Below are 16,904 nucleotides of genomic sequence, written 5' to 3' on the forward strand. Positions count from 1 at the left end.
TGCAACCGTGTCGTCGGGCTGCCGTGACGCTACATCCGTCTCAGGCGGCGTTCGGCGCCCACTGGCGCAGGGTGGCGGCTTTCAGCGACTGCTCGCCGCAGCCGGTGGGGCAACGCAGTACCCGCGCGGCCGCGTTGCTGACAAAGCCAGCGCCTTCCTGCGCCTTGAAGATCACCTCACACGACAGGCAGCGCGCCACCATCGAATACAGGTGAACGATGCGGCCGCTGCAGGGATCCTGCAGCGCGCTCACATCCAGCAGGTCGAAGTGGCAGCTGTCGGGCATCGCGCGGCGGGGAAACGGTGGGGAAACGGTCGTCTGCGGATTCACGCGTGCCAGCCTCGATGGTGTGGGCATCACTTTAGGCACCCGGATGTGGAGCGTGCGTGCATTGGACGACCGTCCCGCGTGATCACAACGTCGCCTGCGCCTGCAGCGTGAACACCCAGCTGTCCGGCCGGCTCTCATACGCCCCCGGCCGGGCCACATACTGCACCGCAGGCCGCAGGATCAGCCACGGGGTCACCTGCACACCGTAATTGAGCTCCACGAACTGCTCGTTGCTCTGCACGTCCTTGCCGGTGATGCGCTGGTACTGGGCAAGGCGGTCGGAGATGTCCAGCCGGGTCCACGCCAGGCTGAGCACATCATCCTCGCGTGAGGCCACCACACCGCGCCAACTCAGGCCGGCTTCCCACGAATACCGCATGAGTCCGGTCTTGGCATCGGCACGCGTGGCCACGCCGAATACCGACAGGCCGCGCACGGTGTCGCCTTCGGGCTTCAGCACGCGCTGCGCCAGCTGGATGTACGAACCGCTGCGATGCGAAGCGCGCGGCGCGGCCGGATTGCCGATGTCGTCGGCGTTGGAGGTATCCAGGTAGTAGCCGGCCTTGTAGGTACCGCCGTAATGCTCGCCGGTGTTGCCGTGGCTGTAGCCCACTTCCACGGGCAGGAACAGGCCGGTCTTGCCGCGGTCGGACACGCGGAAGCCACTGCCCTCCTGCTTTCGCATCGGCACGACATCGTAAATGCCGGTCTGTGCGTACCAGCCTGAGGGATCGGCCCACTTCACCCGCATGCCCCACTGGCCGGTCGGGTTGTCCAGCCAGCCGGAACTGTAGATCGGCCCCAGCGGATGCCCGCACTGGCCGTTGTTGTTGAAATTGCAGGTGTACGGCAAGCCGCCGAAGTCGTTGCCCATCGAGTAGAAGCCGCCCTTCAGGCTCAGCCGCTTGTCCAGCAGCCAGCGCTCGTAGGAGAGTTCGTTGAAGCGCAGGTTCTGCCCTTGGCCATAGAACGCCTGGTTCTGCACGTAGGAACCGGTCGAGCGGTCATTGACCGCATTGCCGAAGCGGTCGGAGAACACCACCCGCATCGTGCCGTCGAAGCCGAAGGCCTTGCCGGTATCGATCATGGCACCGAAATCAACGTGCTCGGCGGTGGACCAGCCGGTGCCTTTGTAGCCGTCGCTGTTGACGCCCGTGGCAATCACGATGCGGGCGCTCGGCGTCACGCCCCGGTCCTGCAGCCAGATCCGGGCCGCCCAGTCCGCGCTGAGCGGGGTCTGGGCAATGGTGTCCACCGGTTTGGGCGTGGGCGCATCGCTGGCGGCGGCCCAAGCCGGTAGGCTGGCGGCGATCGCCATCAGCCCGAGGCTGATCAGATAAGGGGTGTGTTTCATGTCGAGGCCCTCCGCAGCCTGCGTTTCTTCCAGGCGCGTCGCACCATCAGGATCACCACCACGAACGCCGCAAGCCCGAGGATGAGCAGCGGCAGCCACAGGCGCGCGATCTTGGCCAGCAGCGGTTTCTCACCGCCATCGCGGATCAGCGCGACCTGGGCTTCCGTGACCTGGTCACCGGGCCCAAAGCTGGTCCGCACATAGCTCGCGACCGCCGCGACATCGGCATCGCTCAGCGCCTGCACGTACGAGCCTTCCGAAAAGTGCGGCATCACTACGTGCTGGCCGTCCACCTCGCGGTCGATGCCGCCGATGATGGTGGCCACCAGATTCTGCGGCCGGGTCATGCCGACGGTGCTGTTGTGCACCAGCGAGGGGTAATAGCCGTCCTTGCTGCCCTCCCCTTTGGGGCCATGGCAGCTTGCACACAGCCCGGAATACAGCACTGCACCGGAGGCCAGGGGGGCATTGGTGCCACGCACCGGTTGTTCGCCCGGCGCCGCGGTGGGGTCACCCCAGGCAAAGGCCGCACGCGTGGCGTCCTTGTCGGCCACGGCAGGCACGGTGCGCAGGTAAGTCACGATGGCACGGATGTCTTCATCGCGCAGTTTGGAGAGGCTGTTCGTCACCGCTTCGGCCATACCGCCACCGGCCTGCCCCTTGCCCTCAACCCGGCCGGTCTTCAGGTACTGGGCCAGTTCGTCATCGGTCCACCCGCCGATCCCGCTGATCGGGTGCGAAGTGATGTTGGGCGCATACCAATCGCCCAGCGAACCACCGGCGAAGGCTTTACCGCCCACCTCCTGCATCATCAACCCGCGTGGACTGTGGCAGCTGGAGCAGTGCGCCAACCCTTCCACCAGGTAGGCACCCCGATTCCACTGCGCGCTCTGTGCCGGATCCGGTTTGAACGGGGTCTTGTCCAGGAAAAGCAGATTCCACACCGCCATGGACGAGCGCACGCTGAAGGGGAATGGCAGTTCGGTGGCACGTGCTTCCTCATCGACCGGTGCGACCGCCTGCATGAAATAGACGTACAGCGCGTGGATGTCCTCGTCGGTCAGCTTGGCGTAGGAGGTGTACGGCATCGCCGGATAGAGGTGGGCGCCGTCCTTGCGTACACCTTCGCGTACGGCCTGGGCGAAATCGGCCTCCGTGTAGTTGCCGATGCCGTGGGACTTGGACGGAGTGATGTTGCTCGCCCAGATCTCACCCAGCGGCGAGGCGATCGCGTAACCGCCGGCGTAGGGCTTGCCCTGCTTCGGGCTGGTATGGCACGCCACGCAGTCCGCGGCCACGGACAGGTAGCGCCCACGTTCGATGGTGTCATCGGCGCGCGCAGTGTGGCTGACGCCAGCCAACAGGCCCAATGCGATGAGCAGAAAGGCCTTCATACGGCACGCTCGATGGCATCGGCCGCGCGCAGGGCCAGCGCGGCCATGGTCAGGGTGCTGTTGACGACGCTGGCCGAGACCATCGCGCTGCCACCTGGGAGCCACAGGTTTGGGTGATCATGCGCGCGGCAATCGCCGTCGACCACGGAATCGCGCGGATCCGCGCCCATGATGGTCGAGCCCATGATGTGGTTGTTGGCATTGAGCGCCGTGGTGATCACGAACTCTTCGGCGTTGAACAGCGTGCCGATGTGCCGCAGCTGCTCGCAGGATTTGTCGTAGCCCTTGCGCGCGTAGTCGCCCAGCGAGTAATGGATGTCCGGGCAGGCCAGGCCATGGCCATCGACGCGGGTCGTGGACAGCGTCAGCCGGTTGCTCGGGTCGGGCAGCGGCTCCAGGCTGATCGACAGATCCACCCCGTAGATCGCGCGGCGTCGGATCTCCGCGTCCAGCGCCTCACCGGCCAGTCCCATCTTCAGTGCCTGGTCGGTGGCGATCGCCACCCGGCTGATGTTGTTGAGGATGATCTTGGTCGCCGAATACTCCGACCGGAACGCGCCGTCACGCGGCCCGACCATGCAGCTGGACTGCGCCGGGCCACGCCCCAGCCAGATCGGGCGGTCGGCGATGAAGGAGCAGTGGAAGCCAGAGTGGTCCAGCATATTGCGCCCGACCTGGTCGGACGAATTGCCAATGCCGTTCGGGTTCTGTTCGTTGGCGGCCAGCAGCAGCAGTCGCGGCGTTTCCAGCGCGTTGCAGGCGATCACGAAACTGCGGCCGGTGGCCTTGTGGCTGACCTTGTCGCTGTCATACCAGTGGATGGCGGTGACACGGTTCTGCGCATCGGTGTCGATCTTGTACGCCACCGCTTCGGCCAGCACCTTGGCGCCCAGCGCTTCGGCGGCCTGCACGGTATGGACGCCGTTGTACATCGCCCCGATCGGGCAGATCGGCTGGCAGTTGTTGTTGCCACAGCACGCGGGGCGATCGTTCCAAGGCTTGATCATGCGCCCCTGCGGAATCGGCACCAGGTTGTAGCCGTGCGGATTGACCACCTCGGCGAATACCTTGTCGCCGTTGCCCCACGGAATCATGTCGGCCAGGTACGGCTTGGAGCGCTCCGAAGGGCTCTGCTGCGCGGGATCGTTCGGCCCGGAGACGCCCATGGCTTCCTCCGCGCGGCAGTAATACGGCTCGATGTCCTCGTAGCTGATCGGCCAATCGCGCCCGACCCCGTAGGCGGACTGCATCTTGAAATCGACCGGAAGATGGCGCCAGCAGGAGGCAGCCCAGTGCCAGGTCGTGCCACCAACCGCCTTGATGAAGCCCTGATGGAAGCTGCTGGCATCGGGGCCGGTCAGGCCGACGTAATCGTTGGCGGGGAAATACAGTGGCGCCGTCGCGAATTTCGATTGCGGGAACGGGCCTTGGAAATCGCTGCCGATGCGTCGTTCGAAGCTGACGTTGCGCCAGTTTTCGACCACGTCGGCGCGATTCAGGCGCGGCCCGGCTTCGAGCACAAGCACGGATTTACCGGCGCGCACCAGCTGGTGGGCGATCAATGCACCGACGACGCCCGAACCGACGATCACGACGTCGGCATCGGCATCGCCATCACGGAAAACCGGAGCTTTCATGAGAGGAATCCAGATCTAGAACAGAAGAGAGATGGCCGCGCGGACTTAGGCGCGTGCTCGAATCGGGGCCGGCGGCTCAGCCGTCCACCAGCCGGGGCCGCCTTGGACGTAGGTCGGTGGTGAAAGACCGTCATCCACGCAGCGCTGCATCAGTGCATCGCGGTAGGACACGGTCACGGCGTGCACGCCTTTGCCCACGGTGCCGGTGTACCACGCGGTGATGACGGCCAAAGCGGCGGGTTTCGCGTCGCCCGCCGCCGCGATCAGCGCCTGTGCGCCAGTCACCTGCCCTGCCAGAGTGACCAGGGTGGGGAACTGCGCATGCAGCTCGGGCTGAAGATGGGCGAACGCCTGCTCGATCCGGTCGGCCGTGGCCGGGTCCAGATCGGTCTTACCGGTCAGCGCGCAAGAGAGCTCGAGGAAGGCGGTGTCGGTCTTGGCCGCGGGCGCTGTTGCGGCTGGCGCTGCAACGGCAGGCGCTTTGTCACGGCAGGCTGCGAGCAGTGAAACCGAACCGACCGCAAGAAGGAAGCCTCGTCGTGTGAGGCCTTGCCCCCGACGATGCTCGTCCAATCCCTCGGGAATACTCATGATGTGAACTCTGCTCCGTAACACGCCGGCTCCCCGCCCGTAGACCACGGAACGGCTAAGCTTCGACGGCGACAAGGCTACTCCCCCTGTCTGTCATCACGGAGTGATAAGTGATGACTCACGCACCGCGCACGGAATCAGCGCTACAACGCGGGCTAGTCTCAGTTCCGGAGAGTTGCCATGCGAACCCTGTTGTTCAGTGCCCTCGCGGCGATGGCGTTGTCGGCCTGCAATCAGGCCGAGCCTACCGATCAGGGCAAGCACGCCGATACCATCGAGCAGCCTGCCCCGGCGGCAGGCAGTGAGCCCGCCCGTAACGTGCCCGGGGGCGGCAGTGGTACAGCCGCCTCCGAACAGCAGGACTCCGGGCATGGCACCGGGACCGGTGCGGAGCCGAAGCGCGAATCGCCGCCGAAGCCGTAGCACGTCATGACGCCACTCGATAAACCACTCCGCCGGGAAGTCCAGATCGGCGACGAGGTCTATACGTTGACCCTTGATCCGGAGGGCCTGAAGCTGGTGCCCAAGGGCAAGCGGAACGGTGTGACCCTGAAATGGGCCCGCACACGCTTTCTCCATTCAGGTTGATGGCAACGGGAAAGCAAGCAGACTCAGGATCAGGGACAATAGCCACCCACCGTATGCCCCCGGCTGCTGGCGGATGCCCCCATCAGGGGCCGTCGCGCGGCGGCCCATGCCTGTCTTCCTGCTGCTTTCCGGATCCGAATTGAATACCACTGCCCTGCCCCTTGCCGACGACGACCTGCCCCTGACCGACCGCCTGCGCACCGCGCTGGACCTGCTGGAGGCCATCGAAGCCGACCGCAGCGTGCTCGATACGCTGCCCGAAGCAGACCGCGTGCGCCTGCACCAGGTGGTGGCCAAGGTGTATCACCCCGAGCCCAAGGCCCGCCGGGCCAAGCTGAAGCAGCAGGCCAAGGCGCGGCACCAGGAAAAGGTGGCCAAGTCCGAGGCGCTGCTGGCGCAGACCGGTATCCGCGCCCTGCGCCGCAAGCCGGTGTTCAGCACCCCGAACTATTTCCCGCCGCACGCGGCCGGCCTGCATGACGCCTCCAACGGCGAGAATGCGGCGGCCACGCCGGAACCGGTGCATTCCCCGGAACTGCGCCATTGCTATGTCTGCAAGCAGAAGTTCACCCAGCTGCACCACTTCTATGACCAGATGTGCCCGGCCTGTGCCGAGCTGAACTTCGTCAAGCGCACCGAGACGGCGGACCTCACCGGCCGCGTCGCGCTGCTGACCGGCGGCCGGGTCAAGATCGGCTACCAGGCCGGCCTGAAGCTGCTGCGGGCCGGTGCCGAGCTGATCGTGACCACGCGCTTCCCGCGGGATTCGGCCGCGCGCTACGCCGAAGAGCCGGACTTCGGCGTGTGGGGCCACCGCCTGCAGGTGTACGGCCTGGACCTGCGCCACACCCCGAGCGTGGAGGCCTTCTGCAACGAACTGCTGGCCACCCGTTCGCGCCTCGATTTCATCATCAACAACGCCTGCCAGACCGTGCGCCGCCCGCCGCAGTTCTATGCGCACATGATGGCCGGCGAAACCGCCGCGCTGCATGAGGTACCCGAGACGCTGCGCAAGCTGATCGGCGATTACGAGGGCCTGCGCAGTGCCGAACTGCTCGGCACCACCGCCTCGGCCGCGCTGCCGGTGGTCCAGGGGCGTGATTTCAATGCCGCCAATGGCCTGACCCGTGCCGCCGAGCTGTCGCAGGTGCCGCTGCTGGAGGACGAGCTGGTCGCCCAGCAGCATCTGTTCCCGGATGGCCGGTTGGATCAGGACCTGCAGCAGGTGGATCTGCGCGGTCGCAACTCCTGGCGCATGCTGATGGCCGAAGTGCCGTCGGTGGAACTGCTGGAAACCCAGCTGGTCAATGCCATCGCGCCGTTCATCATCAATGCGCGCCTGAAGCCGCTGATGCTGCGCACGCCTGAGCGTGACAAGCACATCGTCAACGTCTCGGCGATGGAGGGGCAGTTCTACCGCAACTTCAAGACCACCCGCCACCCGCACACCAACATGGCCAAGGCCGCGCTGAACATGATGACGCGCACCTCGGCCGCCGATTACCAGAACGATGGCATCCACATGAACAGTGTGGACACCGGCTGGGTGACCGACGAGGATCCGGCGGACATCGCGGCCAAGAAGGTGAAGGAAGAGCGCTTCCATCCGCCGCTGGATATCGTCGACGGCGCTGCGCGCATCGTTGATCCGATCATCCACGGGTTCAACACCGGCGAACATGTCTGGGGCCAGTTCCTGAAGGACTACGCGCCGACCGACTGGTAAGCGCATCCAGGGGCGTGTTTCGTCCGTATAGCGTGGAATGACTCCCCCCACCTCACAACGCGACGAACGCAGCGCGGTCCTCAGTGCCATGCAGCTCGATGGCCTGGCATCCGTGCCTGCGCTGGACCGGCTTACGGCACTTGCCGGGTACACCTTCGATGCCCCGGTGGCGTTCGTCTCCATCCTCGGGGATGTGGAGCAGCGCTTCCTTTCCCGGATCGGCCTGCCCATGGCGCAGACCGACATCCGCGCCTCGATCTGCGCCCACGCCGTCACCTCCGAGGGCGTGCTGGTGGTGCCCGATCTCCAGCAGGACCCCCGCTTCCGGGACAACCCGCTGGTCACCCACAGCCCGCATCTGCGCTTCTACGCCGGCGCCCCCCTGGTGGCCAAGAACGGCGTGCCCATCGGGGCCTTGTGCATCATGGACACGCGCCCGCGCACGTTCGATCAGGGGGATCAGGAGCAACTGAGCACCCTGGCCGAACTGGTGGTCGCGCAGCTGGAGCTGCGGGCGATGTCCGGCCGGCTGGACCCGGTCAGCGGCCTGCCAAGCCGGCACCAGTTCCATGCGGATCTGCCCGGCATCCTCGCGCGTTGCGCCCAAGGAACGGCCTATGCCGTTGCGGTGGACATCCTCGACATTCCGCGGGCCAACCAGGTGGGCCAGGTGCTGGGCCTGCGCCCGCTGGAGGCCCTGATCCGGCGCGGGGGCGTCCGCCTGCGAGCCGCGCTGGAGGGCGTGGCAACGGTCTACCACGTGGGGGTGACGCGCTTCGCCTTCGTGGTCGAGATGCCCGCCGCAGCACAGGTCGAGGCGCTGATCCTGGAGTTGAGAACGCGCATGTTGCGTCCGCTGATGGCCGCTGCGGTCCCGATGTCACCCCGCTTCCATGCCGGCATCTGTGCCGTCGATCCGGGCGAAGAGGACAGCCACGACCTGCTGCGACGGCTGCTGGTCAGCACGCAGGGTGCGTTCGATGCCCGACAGCCGTTCTGCTGGTACTCCGAACAGCGCGACGACACGATGCACCGTGCCTACCGCCTGGCCTCGGATGCCGAACGCGGGCTGCAGGCCGGTGACTTCCACCTGGACTACCAGCCGCGCTTCACCCTGGACGGTCGGCGCCCGGTCTCGGCCGAAGCCTTGATCCGGTGGAACCACCCCACCCTGGGGCCGATCAGCCCGGGCGAGTTCATTCCGGTCTTCGAGCGGACCGCACTGATGGATGAGGTGACCCACTGGGTGCTGGACACGGCGCTGGATCAGGTCCAGGCGTGGCGCGCCCAAGGACAGGACATTCCGGTCTCGATCAACCTGTCCAGCAGCTATCTGTCCAATGCCTCGGCCTGGCAGGACATCCGCAGCAAGCTGGAGCACAGGGCGCTGCCGTTCTCGATGATCGAACTGGAGATCACCGAAGGCGAATGGCTGCGCCCGGGATCGCCGGCCATCGGCCACATCGCGGCGATGGCACAGGCCGGCATCACGGTGGCGATCGATGACTTCGGCAGTGGCTACAGCAATTTCAGCTACCTGTCCGACCTTCCCATCCACACGGTCAAGCTGGACAAGTCACTGATCGACGGCATCGCCAGCAGTTCGCGCGCGCGCGCCAAAGTTTCGGCCATCCATCATCTGGCCCACGAGCTGGGCTACCTCACCGTGGCCGAGGGCGTCGAGCATCAGGCGCAGGTGGATGTACTGGCCGCGATGGGGGTCGATGAAGTGCAGGGCTACCTGCTTGCCCGGCCCATGGCGCCGGCCGCGGTGATGCAGGTGTTCGAACAGGCCGCGATCACACCGCGCCCCGTCAGAGTTTGAACACCTGCTGCAGCTTGCGCGCGAACCACCCGCTGAAGACCAGCGGCGCATCCAACGCTGACACACAGATGCACGCCACACCGGGGGTGGTCACGGGCTGATGCTCGACGTCGCTGTCCAGATCAGCCACATCGCCGGGGGCGAAATGCCCCAGGGAATCGTCATAGGCGCCGCGGAGAATCTGGGTCAGCTCGCTGTTGCCATGGCTGTGCATGGGCAGGCATTTGCCGGGGGCGATCTTGAGCATGATCAACGACGGGTGCGCCGGTGCACGTATGCAGTGGACACCCGGCGCCATCCAGCGCCATTTCAGCGAGCGGTAGGAGCTGCCGAAATGCGGCTCAAGCGCGGCCGGCATCCGATCCGGATCGTGCGCGCCCGCGGTGCCATGCTCCACGTCGTCCCGTCGCAGCGTTGGTGGCCCAGCGGAGGGTGTGGCCTCCAGCCTACCCAGCATCGCCTCGCGCAGTGCTGCCTGGCGATTCTCCTCGGGCGGCGGCGACAACTGCTGCTCCAGCAACACGCCCCCCAAACGCTCGGCCGAACGCAGCTGCTCCCGGCAGTGGGCGCACCCTTCCAGGTGGGCAGCGGCGACCACGGACATCTCCGGGGCCAACGTACTGGTCGCAAACCCCAGCACGGTGGCCGGATCCAGATGGTGCCGAGGATTCATCGCTGCTCTCCCATCAACGCCTGCAGTTGCAGGAAGGCCCGCCGGATATGTGATTTCACCGTGCCCAGCGGCATGTTCAACTCGTTGGCGATCTCGGCATGGGTCTTTGCTTCGAAATAGGACATCCGGATCAACCGTGCCTGGGTGGCGGACAGTTCATCCAGCCGTTGCTTGAGCCGGACATGCTCGGTGTGCAGCTCGGCCAGAGAGCCGCGCCCGTCGTCCTGCTCTGCCGCCTGCTCCACCACGTCATGGGCATGCACCCAGATGTGCTCGCGCCGCACGCGATCGATATGGAGGTTGCGGGCCACCCGGTACAGCCAGGTGCCCAGGCTGCTCCGCATCGGATCGTAGAGATCGGCGCGGTTCCACAACTTGAGCAGGACCTCCTGGGCCAGGTCCTCGGCCACGCCGTGGGGCGCGCCCAGCCCGTTCAGATATCGGCACAGGCGCGGCATGAAGTGATCGTAGATCCGCATGAAACACTCACGATCCCGCGTACTGGCGATCGCCGCCACGTCCGCAGCCCAGGCTTTCAGCTCCACCGGGTGTTGAGCAGGCGCGGCAGTCATCCGGGCAGCCTCGAAGGGCGTCATCCTTGCAGCTGGCAGGTCAGCGTCCATCGTAGGCCACTTCCGGGCGATCGGCGAGTTGGGGTTCATGGGCGGTCTACGGGCGGCGGAGCCGTTTGGATGCAGCCGCTACCTGACCGGCACCGCGGCCGGATCAGGGCGCCACTGCCGGCGCACTGGCTGCTGATATAGTCAGACGAGCATGGCGGGCACGGTGCCCGTCCACGAATCGCAGGGAGTGGGTCATGGGTCTTCGTCAGGCAGTGGCAGGGGCAGTCGGTGGTGTTCTGGCCGACCAGTGGAAGGATTTCTACACCGTCCCGACGGGCCTGCCCTCCACGGCAGCGCTGTTCGCGGCGGTGCCGCGTGGCACCAATGCCGGGCGCGGCTCCAACACCAGCGCCTCCTCCAACATCATCACCAACGGCTCGAAGATCGTCGTGCCCGAAGGGTACGGCCTGCTGCTGTTCCAGGACGGCGCGATCACCGGCTTCGTCGCCGAACCGGGTGGCTATGAATGGCGCTCGGACGATACCAATTCGCAGTCGATCTTCGCCGGTGACGGGTTCGTCAGCCCGCTGATCAAGCAGAGCTGGGAGCGCTTCAAGTTCGGCGGCCAGCCAGGGTCGCAGCAGGCGGCGTTCTTTGTCTCGCTGAAGGAACTGCCGGACAACCGTTTCGGCACGCAGTCCGAAATCTACTGGGATGACGGTTTCCTCGGCACGCAGGTCGGCGCGGTCACGCGCGGCTCGTACACGCTGAAGATCGTCGATCCGATCCTGTTCGTGAAGAATTTCGTGCCGGCCAGCTACCTCCAGCCCGGCCAGGTGTTCGATTTCACCGATCTGGACAACGCCGCCGCCAGCCAGCTGTTCAATGAAGTGGTGGGCTCGCTCGCGCCAGCCTTCAGCCTGTATACGAACGATCCCGGCAAGGGCAACCGCATCACCAAGCTGCAGCAGGATTCGCTCGGCTTTGCGCAGAGCCTGTCCGCTGCCGTCGAGCAGGGTTACCAATGGAAGTCCGACCGTGGCCTGGCCATCGTCAAGACCGCCATTGTCTCGATCGAGTACGACGCCAACACCCGCGAGCTGCTCAAGACCGTGCAGCGCGCCGATGCCCTGGCCGGCTCGCGTGGCAATTCCAACCTGCAGGCCAGTGTGGCCCAGGGCATCCAGTCGGCGGGCGAGAACGGCGGCGCGGCCGGCCTGGTCGGCGTGGGCATGGCCTCGGGCATGCTCGGGGTCGGCGGCATGCAGCAGCCGGTTGCTCCGGCCGCGGATGATCCGGTCGCCAAGCTCAAGAAGGCCAAAGAGATGCTGGACCTCGGCCTGATCACCCAGGACGACTACGACAAGCTCAAGGCCAAGGCGCTGGGGCTGTAAGACACCGAGCGCACCGACACCATGTCCGACCCCAAGATTCCACCGCCGATCCCGGCGGTTCCGCCGCCGTTGCCGCCTTCCCCGGTGGCCCCGGTCACTGGCCCGGGCTCGCCCCGGGAGGTGCCGCCGTTGCCGGGCAGTTTCCCGGTGGATCCAGCCACCCTGCCCCAGCCCATCCGCGATGAGGTGCAGGCCCCGGATCCGGTCGCGCTGGACACCGCCGCGGCCGAGCTGAAGGACGGTCTCAACCGCTGCCCGAAGTGCGGCTCCAGCGATATACGGCTCAAGCTGGGCACCGATGTGCTGGTCTGCCAGTTCTGCCGGCACGAATGGCACGGTGAGCGCGTTGAGGAGGCCTTTGGCTTTGGTGAAGGCATCGGTGAGCTGCGCGGCACGGTCATCGCCTCGGGCGCACGCGACATCGAAGCCGATACCGCCAGCCTGATGAGTTTCAAGTGCACTGGCTGCGGTGCCGAAGTCACGATCAACACCGAAAGCACCATGACCGCACGCTGCCACTGGTGCCGCCATGTGTTCGGGGTCAACGAGCAGATCTCCAATGGCGCGGTGCCCGATGCGGTGCTGCCGTTCCATATCAGCAAGGACGATGCGGTCGCGCGGATCCGCCAGTTCGTGGACAAGCGCCGCCTGTTCGCACTGAAGGCGTTCAAGGATCAGTTCACGCCCGAGAATGTCTCCGGCGTCTACCTGCCCTACATGGTGGTGGACAGCAATGTCAGCGCCAGCGTATCGGGCAAGGGCGAGATCCAGACCCGGCAGTACACGCGCGGCACCGAGAAGAACAAGAAAACGTATTACGACGCCGACGTTTACCAGGTGGATCGCCAGGTGGATTTCACCGTGGACGATCTCACCATGGAATCCTCGGCCGAGCGTGGCAACCTCGATACGCAGACCAACACCAACAACATCATCAACGCGATCCTGCCGTTCGATACCAAGAACGCCCTGAAGTGGAACGCCTCCTATCTGGCCGGCTTCACCTCGGAAAAGCGCAACCTCGACGTGGAAAAGCTGCGCCCACGGCTGGAAGACCAGCTGCTGTCGATCGCCCGCGCCCAGGTGGAAGGCTCGGTGCGCCGCTACGATCGTGGCGTGCGCTGGGAACGCGAGCGCGTGGATGTGCACGGCACGCGCTGGGTATCGATGTACCTGCCGGTGTGGCTGTACTCGTACCACCAGCCGGGCCGCAATGGCGGCATGCTGCACTACATCGCGGTGAATGGCCGCACCGGTGAAACCATGGGCAGCGTGCCGGTGCAGCAGTGGAAGCTGCTGCTGGCCGCGCTCACCACCGGCACCATCATTGAAGCCCTCGTTCTCTTCTTCCTGGTAGCTGCCTCATGAGCGATGACAGTGGACTCTGGCTGCTTGCCGCCGGCCCCGCCGGTGCCACGGCGTTGTACTGGGCGTTGTACCGGTACTACCGCAACACCGACAAATCGCATGCGTTCGAGCGTGATACCGCGATCGAGGCCAAGCCGGTGACCGGCGCGGACCGCAAGGTCGATACGGTGATCGGCACGCAGGAGCGACGCATCCGCGGTGACAACGTGGCGGCGTATCGGACGCGGGTGCAGCGCGACAGGGACAGCCCGCCGCCATTGTGACGCGTCACGGACGCGGCTCGACGAACCCGGGCGGTATCATGTGGGGTCAGTTTTCCGTAGGACGCCCACCATGCGCACGCTTTATCCCGCGATCACACCCTTCCGCACCCATCAGGTGGCGGTCGATGACCTGCACACCTTGTTCGTCGAGGAGTGCGGCGCTGCGGACGGCATCCCGGTGGTTTTCCTGCATGGCGGGCCGGGTGCCGGCGTATCGCCCACCCACCGGCGCTTTTTTGACCCGTCACGGTATCGCATCGTCCTGATCGACCAGCGCGGCAGCGGCCGCTCCACCCCGTTCGGTGAGCTGCGGGACAACACCACCCAGCACCTGGTCGCCGACGTGGAGATCATCCGCGCGCGGCTGGGCATCGAGCGCTGGCTGGTGTTCGGCGGGTCCTGGGGCTCCACGCTGGCACTCGCCTACGCCCAGGCCCATCCGGAACGCGCCACCGGCCTCATTCTTCGAGGGGTCTATCTGGGCCGTGCCGAAGAGAATCGCTGGTTTGCCGAAGCCGATGGCGGTGCGCGCTGGGTGTTCCCGGAGCGCTGGGCGGCCTACGAGGCGCATATCCCTGAAGACGAACGCGGCGACATGATCGCCGCATACTGGCGTCGCCTGGACAGTCCGGACCAAGCGACCCGCATCGCCGCCGCGCAGGCCTGGCTGGGGTGGGAAGATCACGCTGCCACGCTGGAACACGACGTCGACGCGGTGTCCGGTGACGATCCGCTGCACACCCTGGCCAAGGCGCGCATCGAAGCGCATTACTTCCGCAACCATGCCTTCCTCGATCATGCGCAGCTGCTTCGCGATATCGACCGCATCCGGCATCTGCCCGGCGTGATCGTGCAGGGCCGCTACGACATCATCTGCCCGGCCCGCAGTGCGTGGGACCTGGCCTGTGTCTGGCCCGAGGCCTCGCTGCAGATGGTGGTGTCCGGTCACAGCGCAACGGAACCGGCGACTGCCGATGCCTTGGTGCGCGCGACGGATGCCTTCGCCGACGCGCAGTAAGGAGTCATCGTGGATTCGATCTACCTGGTGGTGGCGTTGGGCGCCATCGTGGCGGGCTTTGTGCAGGGGCTGTCGGGCTTCGCGTTCGGGCTGGTGGCGCTCTCCTTCTGGGCGTGGGTGCTGGATCCCAGGCTGGCGGCCACCCTCTCGGTGTTCGGTGCCCTGACCGGCCAACTGCTGGCGGCGTTCACCGTGCGCCGCGGCTTCAATCTGAAGACCCTGCTGCCTTTCGTGCTGGGCGGGCTGGCCGGGATTCCGCTGGGCGTCTACCTGCTGCCCCTGCTCGACATGCACTGGCTCAAGGCGATCCTGGGCACCTTGCTGGTGCTGTGGTGCCCGGCGATGCTGCTGTCACGTCAGCTGCCGCGTATCTCGGCGGGCGGGCGCGCGGCCGATGGTGTGGTGGGATTTGCCGGCGGCATCATGGGCGGTCTTGGAGGATTCACCGGCACCCTGCCGACGCTGTGGTGCACGCTGCGCGGTTATGAGCGTGACGTGCAGCGCTCCGTGGTCCAGAACTTCAACCTGTCCATGCTGCTGGTGACCATGGGCACCTATGTCGGCACCGGCATCGTCACCCGCGAAATGCTGCCGATGTTTGCCATCGTGGCGCCAGCCATGTTGATCCCAACCCTGCTCGGCACCCGCCTGTACATCGGCATCAGCGACCTGCGGTTCCGGCAGATCGTGCTCAGCCTGCTCACCGTGTCCGGGATCGCGTTGCTGGCCTCGTCGTTGCCGGCGCTGCTGGGCTGGCGCTGAGGCCGCGCTGCGGCAGCGGCAGACGGTTGCCGACGAAGTTGACCACGTTCTCCATCGCATCGGGATCGACATTGCTCAGCCCGATCACCACGTAGCCGTTGCTGGGCAGCACGATGAGCGCGGCATTCGCACCGGGCGCCCCACCCTCGTGGCCATACTGGCGCTGCTCTCCCTCACCGCTCACCATGAAGCCGTAGCCGTACCAGCCCTTGGTATTCTGCGGTGAGGTGGCCGCGTCCAATGCCGCGGCCGGGATCAGCCGGCCACTGCGCAACGCCTCGGCGAACCGGAGCAGATCCTGGGCGGTGCTGTAACCGCCGCCCGCCGATGTACCGCGCAACGGCAGGCTCTTGGTCTCGCGCACCCAATGGCCCTCGCTCAGCGTGTAGGGCACCGCGCGGCCTGGCACCAGGGTCGCCTCGGGCGCCGCTCCCGTGGAAGTCATGCCCGCCGGCGCAAAGATGTGCTGTTCGACGTAGGCATCGTAAGACTGTCCCGATGCCGCCTCGATGATCGAGCCAAGCAGGATGTAGCCGTAGTTGGAATACTGGTCCTGGGTGCCGGGTTTGAAGGCCGGGGCCGCAGCGCCATAGACGGGCCAATAGTCGGCCAGCGTTTTGAGCGATGTCTTCCGCGCCTCGAATGCCTCGTCGAAGATCTCTCCAAGGCCGCTGGTGTGGTTGAGCAGCTGCCGGATCGTGACACCGGTGGCGACGGCCGGATTGGGGTAATGCTTCAGATGCTGGGCAATCCTATCGTCCAGTGTCAGCTTGCCCGCCTCGGCCAACTGCAGGATCGCCACCGCGGTGAACATCTTGTTCAACGAGGCGAGCCTGAATGTCGTGGTGCTATCCACCGGAATACCCTGCTCCCGGTCGGCCAGCCCGCCCTGCCACGCCATCAGCACCTTGCCGTCCTGCGCCAGCAGAAAGGTGCCGGAGAGCTTGTCCTGTGCTGCCAGCGCATCCAGACGGGCACGGCTCTGCGCGATGAGCGCGGGCATCTCAAGCCGCGCGGGCCGGAAGGCGACGGGTATCTCCACGCCTTCCAGCTGCAAGGTCTTGAGCCGCGGTCTGTTGGCAGGATCGATGGCCACGGTGATCAGCACCCCGCGATCGCTGGTTGTGCCGCGCACGATGGCCGCGACGGTATCGGGTGTCTCCACGGTTCTGGTCAGCACCTCGAACGGGCCGAAGGTCTCGCGGATATCCAGATACCGCTGCGCGGTGTGGTCGATGCCGGCGGTCGACAGCACGGCCCGCAGTGTGTCCGGATCGCCGGCGTTGTAGGCCGCGAGCCAGCGATTGAAGATCTGTTGGGCCGAAACAGGGGCCGCCGGTGTGGCGGCCCAGACGCTGGCGCTGACGAACAGCAGCGCAAAGGTGAGCAATCTGATCAACACCATCCTGTCCTCCCG

Annotated in this window: 17 protein-coding genes; 9 read left to right on the forward strand and 8 right to left on the reverse strand. The window is 66.0% G+C overall.

Translation table 11 applies throughout. The features are described from left to right. Nucleotides 1-40: 40 nt before the first annotated feature. From QMX81_RS06975 to QMX81_RS06995, 5 genes are all read right to left on the reverse strand, one after another. Nucleotides 41-331: a hypothetical protein gene (locus tag QMX81_RS06975; protein ID WP_282259996.1), complete on the reverse strand. Its 291-nt coding sequence runs from the start codon at nucleotides 329-331 to the stop codon at nucleotides 41-43. An 82-nt stretch (nucleotides 332-413) separates the two neighbouring features. Next, the gene (locus QMX81_RS06980; protein WP_282260003.1) at nucleotides 414-1,685 is read right to left on the reverse strand and encodes a carbohydrate porin; all 1,272 of its coding nucleotides are present in this window, start codon (nucleotides 1,683-1,685) and stop codon (nucleotides 414-416) included. Next, nucleotides 1,682-3,079, reverse strand: a complete 1,398-nt coding sequence (locus QMX81_RS06985; RefSeq protein ID WP_282260006.1) for a c-type cytochrome — start codon at nucleotides 3,077-3,079, stop codon at nucleotides 1,682-1,684. The genes QMX81_RS06980 and QMX81_RS06985 overlap by 4 nt, the downstream gene beginning before the upstream one ends. Further along, nucleotides 3,076-4,716, reverse strand: coding sequence for a GMC family oxidoreductase (locus QMX81_RS06990; RefSeq protein ID WP_282260008.1), 1,641 nt, complete (start codon nucleotides 4,714-4,716; stop codon nucleotides 3,076-3,078). Before QMX81_RS06990 ends, QMX81_RS06985 begins: the two co-directional genes overlap by 4 nt. Nucleotides 4,717-4,761: 45 nt before the next feature. Next, nucleotides 4,762-5,307, reverse strand: a complete 546-nt coding sequence (locus QMX81_RS06995) for a sugar dehydrogenase complex small subunit (RefSeq protein WP_282260012.1) — start codon at nucleotides 5,305-5,307, stop codon at nucleotides 4,762-4,764. 180 nt (nucleotides 5,308-5,487) lie between these two features. On the opposite strand from QMX81_RS06995, the gene QMX81_RS07000 reads away from it, so the two are divergent. The 4 genes from QMX81_RS07000 (at nucleotide 5,488) to QMX81_RS07015 (ending at nucleotide 9,446) form a co-directional block, all read left to right on the forward strand. After that, nucleotides 5,488-5,730, forward strand: a complete 243-nt coding sequence (locus tag QMX81_RS07000) for a hypothetical protein (RefSeq protein WP_121036869.1) — start codon at nucleotides 5,488-5,490, stop codon at nucleotides 5,728-5,730. A gap of 6 nt (nucleotides 5,731-5,736) precedes the next feature. Further along, nucleotides 5,737-5,895 (forward strand): hypothetical protein, encoded by a 159-nt coding sequence (locus QMX81_RS07005; RefSeq protein ID WP_282260015.1) that lies wholly within the window; start codon nucleotides 5,737-5,739, stop codon nucleotides 5,893-5,895. Nucleotides 5,896-6,034: 139 nt separating this feature from the next. Further along, a complete protein-coding gene (locus tag QMX81_RS07010; protein WP_121041068.1) occupies nucleotides 6,035-7,621 on the forward strand; it encodes an SDR family oxidoreductase in 1,587 nt (528 codons plus the stop codon). A gap of 37 nt (nucleotides 7,622-7,658) precedes the next feature. Further along, entirely contained in the window at nucleotides 7,659-9,446 is a 1,788-nt protein-coding gene (locus tag QMX81_RS07015) for a sensor domain-containing phosphodiesterase (protein ID WP_282260019.1), read from the forward strand. On the opposite strand, the gene QMX81_RS07020 is transcribed toward QMX81_RS07015, so the two are convergent. After that, a complete protein-coding gene (locus QMX81_RS07020) occupies nucleotides 9,436-10,119 on the reverse strand; it encodes a ChrR family anti-sigma-E factor (RefSeq protein ID WP_282260021.1) in 684 nt (227 codons plus the stop codon). The two genes, QMX81_RS07015 and QMX81_RS07020, sit on opposite strands and share 11 nt — an antisense overlap. Further along, a complete protein-coding gene (locus QMX81_RS07025) occupies nucleotides 10,116-10,742 on the reverse strand; it encodes a sigma-70 family RNA polymerase sigma factor (protein ID WP_282260023.1) in 627 nt (208 codons plus the stop codon). Before QMX81_RS07025 ends, QMX81_RS07020 begins: the two co-directional genes overlap by 4 nt. A gap of 194 nt (nucleotides 10,743-10,936) precedes the next feature. Between QMX81_RS07025 and QMX81_RS07030 the strand changes: the two genes are divergently transcribed. From QMX81_RS07030 to QMX81_RS07050, 5 genes are all read left to right on the forward strand, one after another. Next, nucleotides 10,937-12,076, forward strand: a complete 1,140-nt coding sequence (locus tag QMX81_RS07030; protein ID WP_121036873.1) for an SPFH domain-containing protein — start codon at nucleotides 10,937-10,939, stop codon at nucleotides 12,074-12,076. Between the two features lie 21 nt (nucleotides 12,077-12,097). Next, nucleotides 12,098-13,444 carry a TFIIB-type zinc ribbon-containing protein gene (locus QMX81_RS07035; protein WP_121036874.1) on the forward strand — a complete coding sequence of 449 codons (1,347 nt, stop codon included), beginning with the start codon at nucleotides 12,098-12,100 and terminating at the stop codon, nucleotides 13,442-13,444. Further along, complete coding sequence (locus QMX81_RS07040) at nucleotides 13,441-13,707, forward strand: hypothetical protein (RefSeq protein ID WP_282260025.1); 267 nt, start codon at nucleotides 13,441-13,443, stop codon at nucleotides 13,705-13,707. Before QMX81_RS07035 ends, QMX81_RS07040 begins: the two co-directional genes overlap by 4 nt. A gap of 70 nt (nucleotides 13,708-13,777) precedes the next feature. Next, the gene (gene pip / locus QMX81_RS07045) at nucleotides 13,778-14,725 is read left to right on the forward strand and encodes a prolyl aminopeptidase (RefSeq protein WP_282260027.1); all 948 of its coding nucleotides are present in this window, start codon (nucleotides 13,778-13,780) and stop codon (nucleotides 14,723-14,725) included. Between the two features lie 9 nt (nucleotides 14,726-14,734). Then, nucleotides 14,735-15,487 carry a sulfite exporter TauE/SafE family protein gene (locus tag QMX81_RS07050; protein ID WP_282260029.1) on the forward strand — a complete coding sequence of 251 codons (753 nt, stop codon included), beginning with the start codon at nucleotides 14,735-14,737 and terminating at the stop codon, nucleotides 15,485-15,487. Here the strand turns inward: QMX81_RS07050 and QMX81_RS07055 are convergent. Further along, nucleotides 15,426-16,892 (reverse strand): serine hydrolase domain-containing protein, encoded by a 1,467-nt coding sequence (locus QMX81_RS07055; protein WP_282260032.1) that lies wholly within the window; start codon nucleotides 16,890-16,892, stop codon nucleotides 15,426-15,428. The genes QMX81_RS07050 and QMX81_RS07055 overlap by 62 nt on opposite strands. Nucleotides 16,893-16,904 lie beyond the last annotated feature (12 nt).

The organism is Stenotrophomonas sp. PS02301, from assembly GCF_029959485.1.
Taxonomy (GTDB): Bacteria; Pseudomonadota; Gammaproteobacteria; order Xanthomonadales; family Xanthomonadaceae; genus Stenotrophomonas; species Stenotrophomonas maltophilia_Z.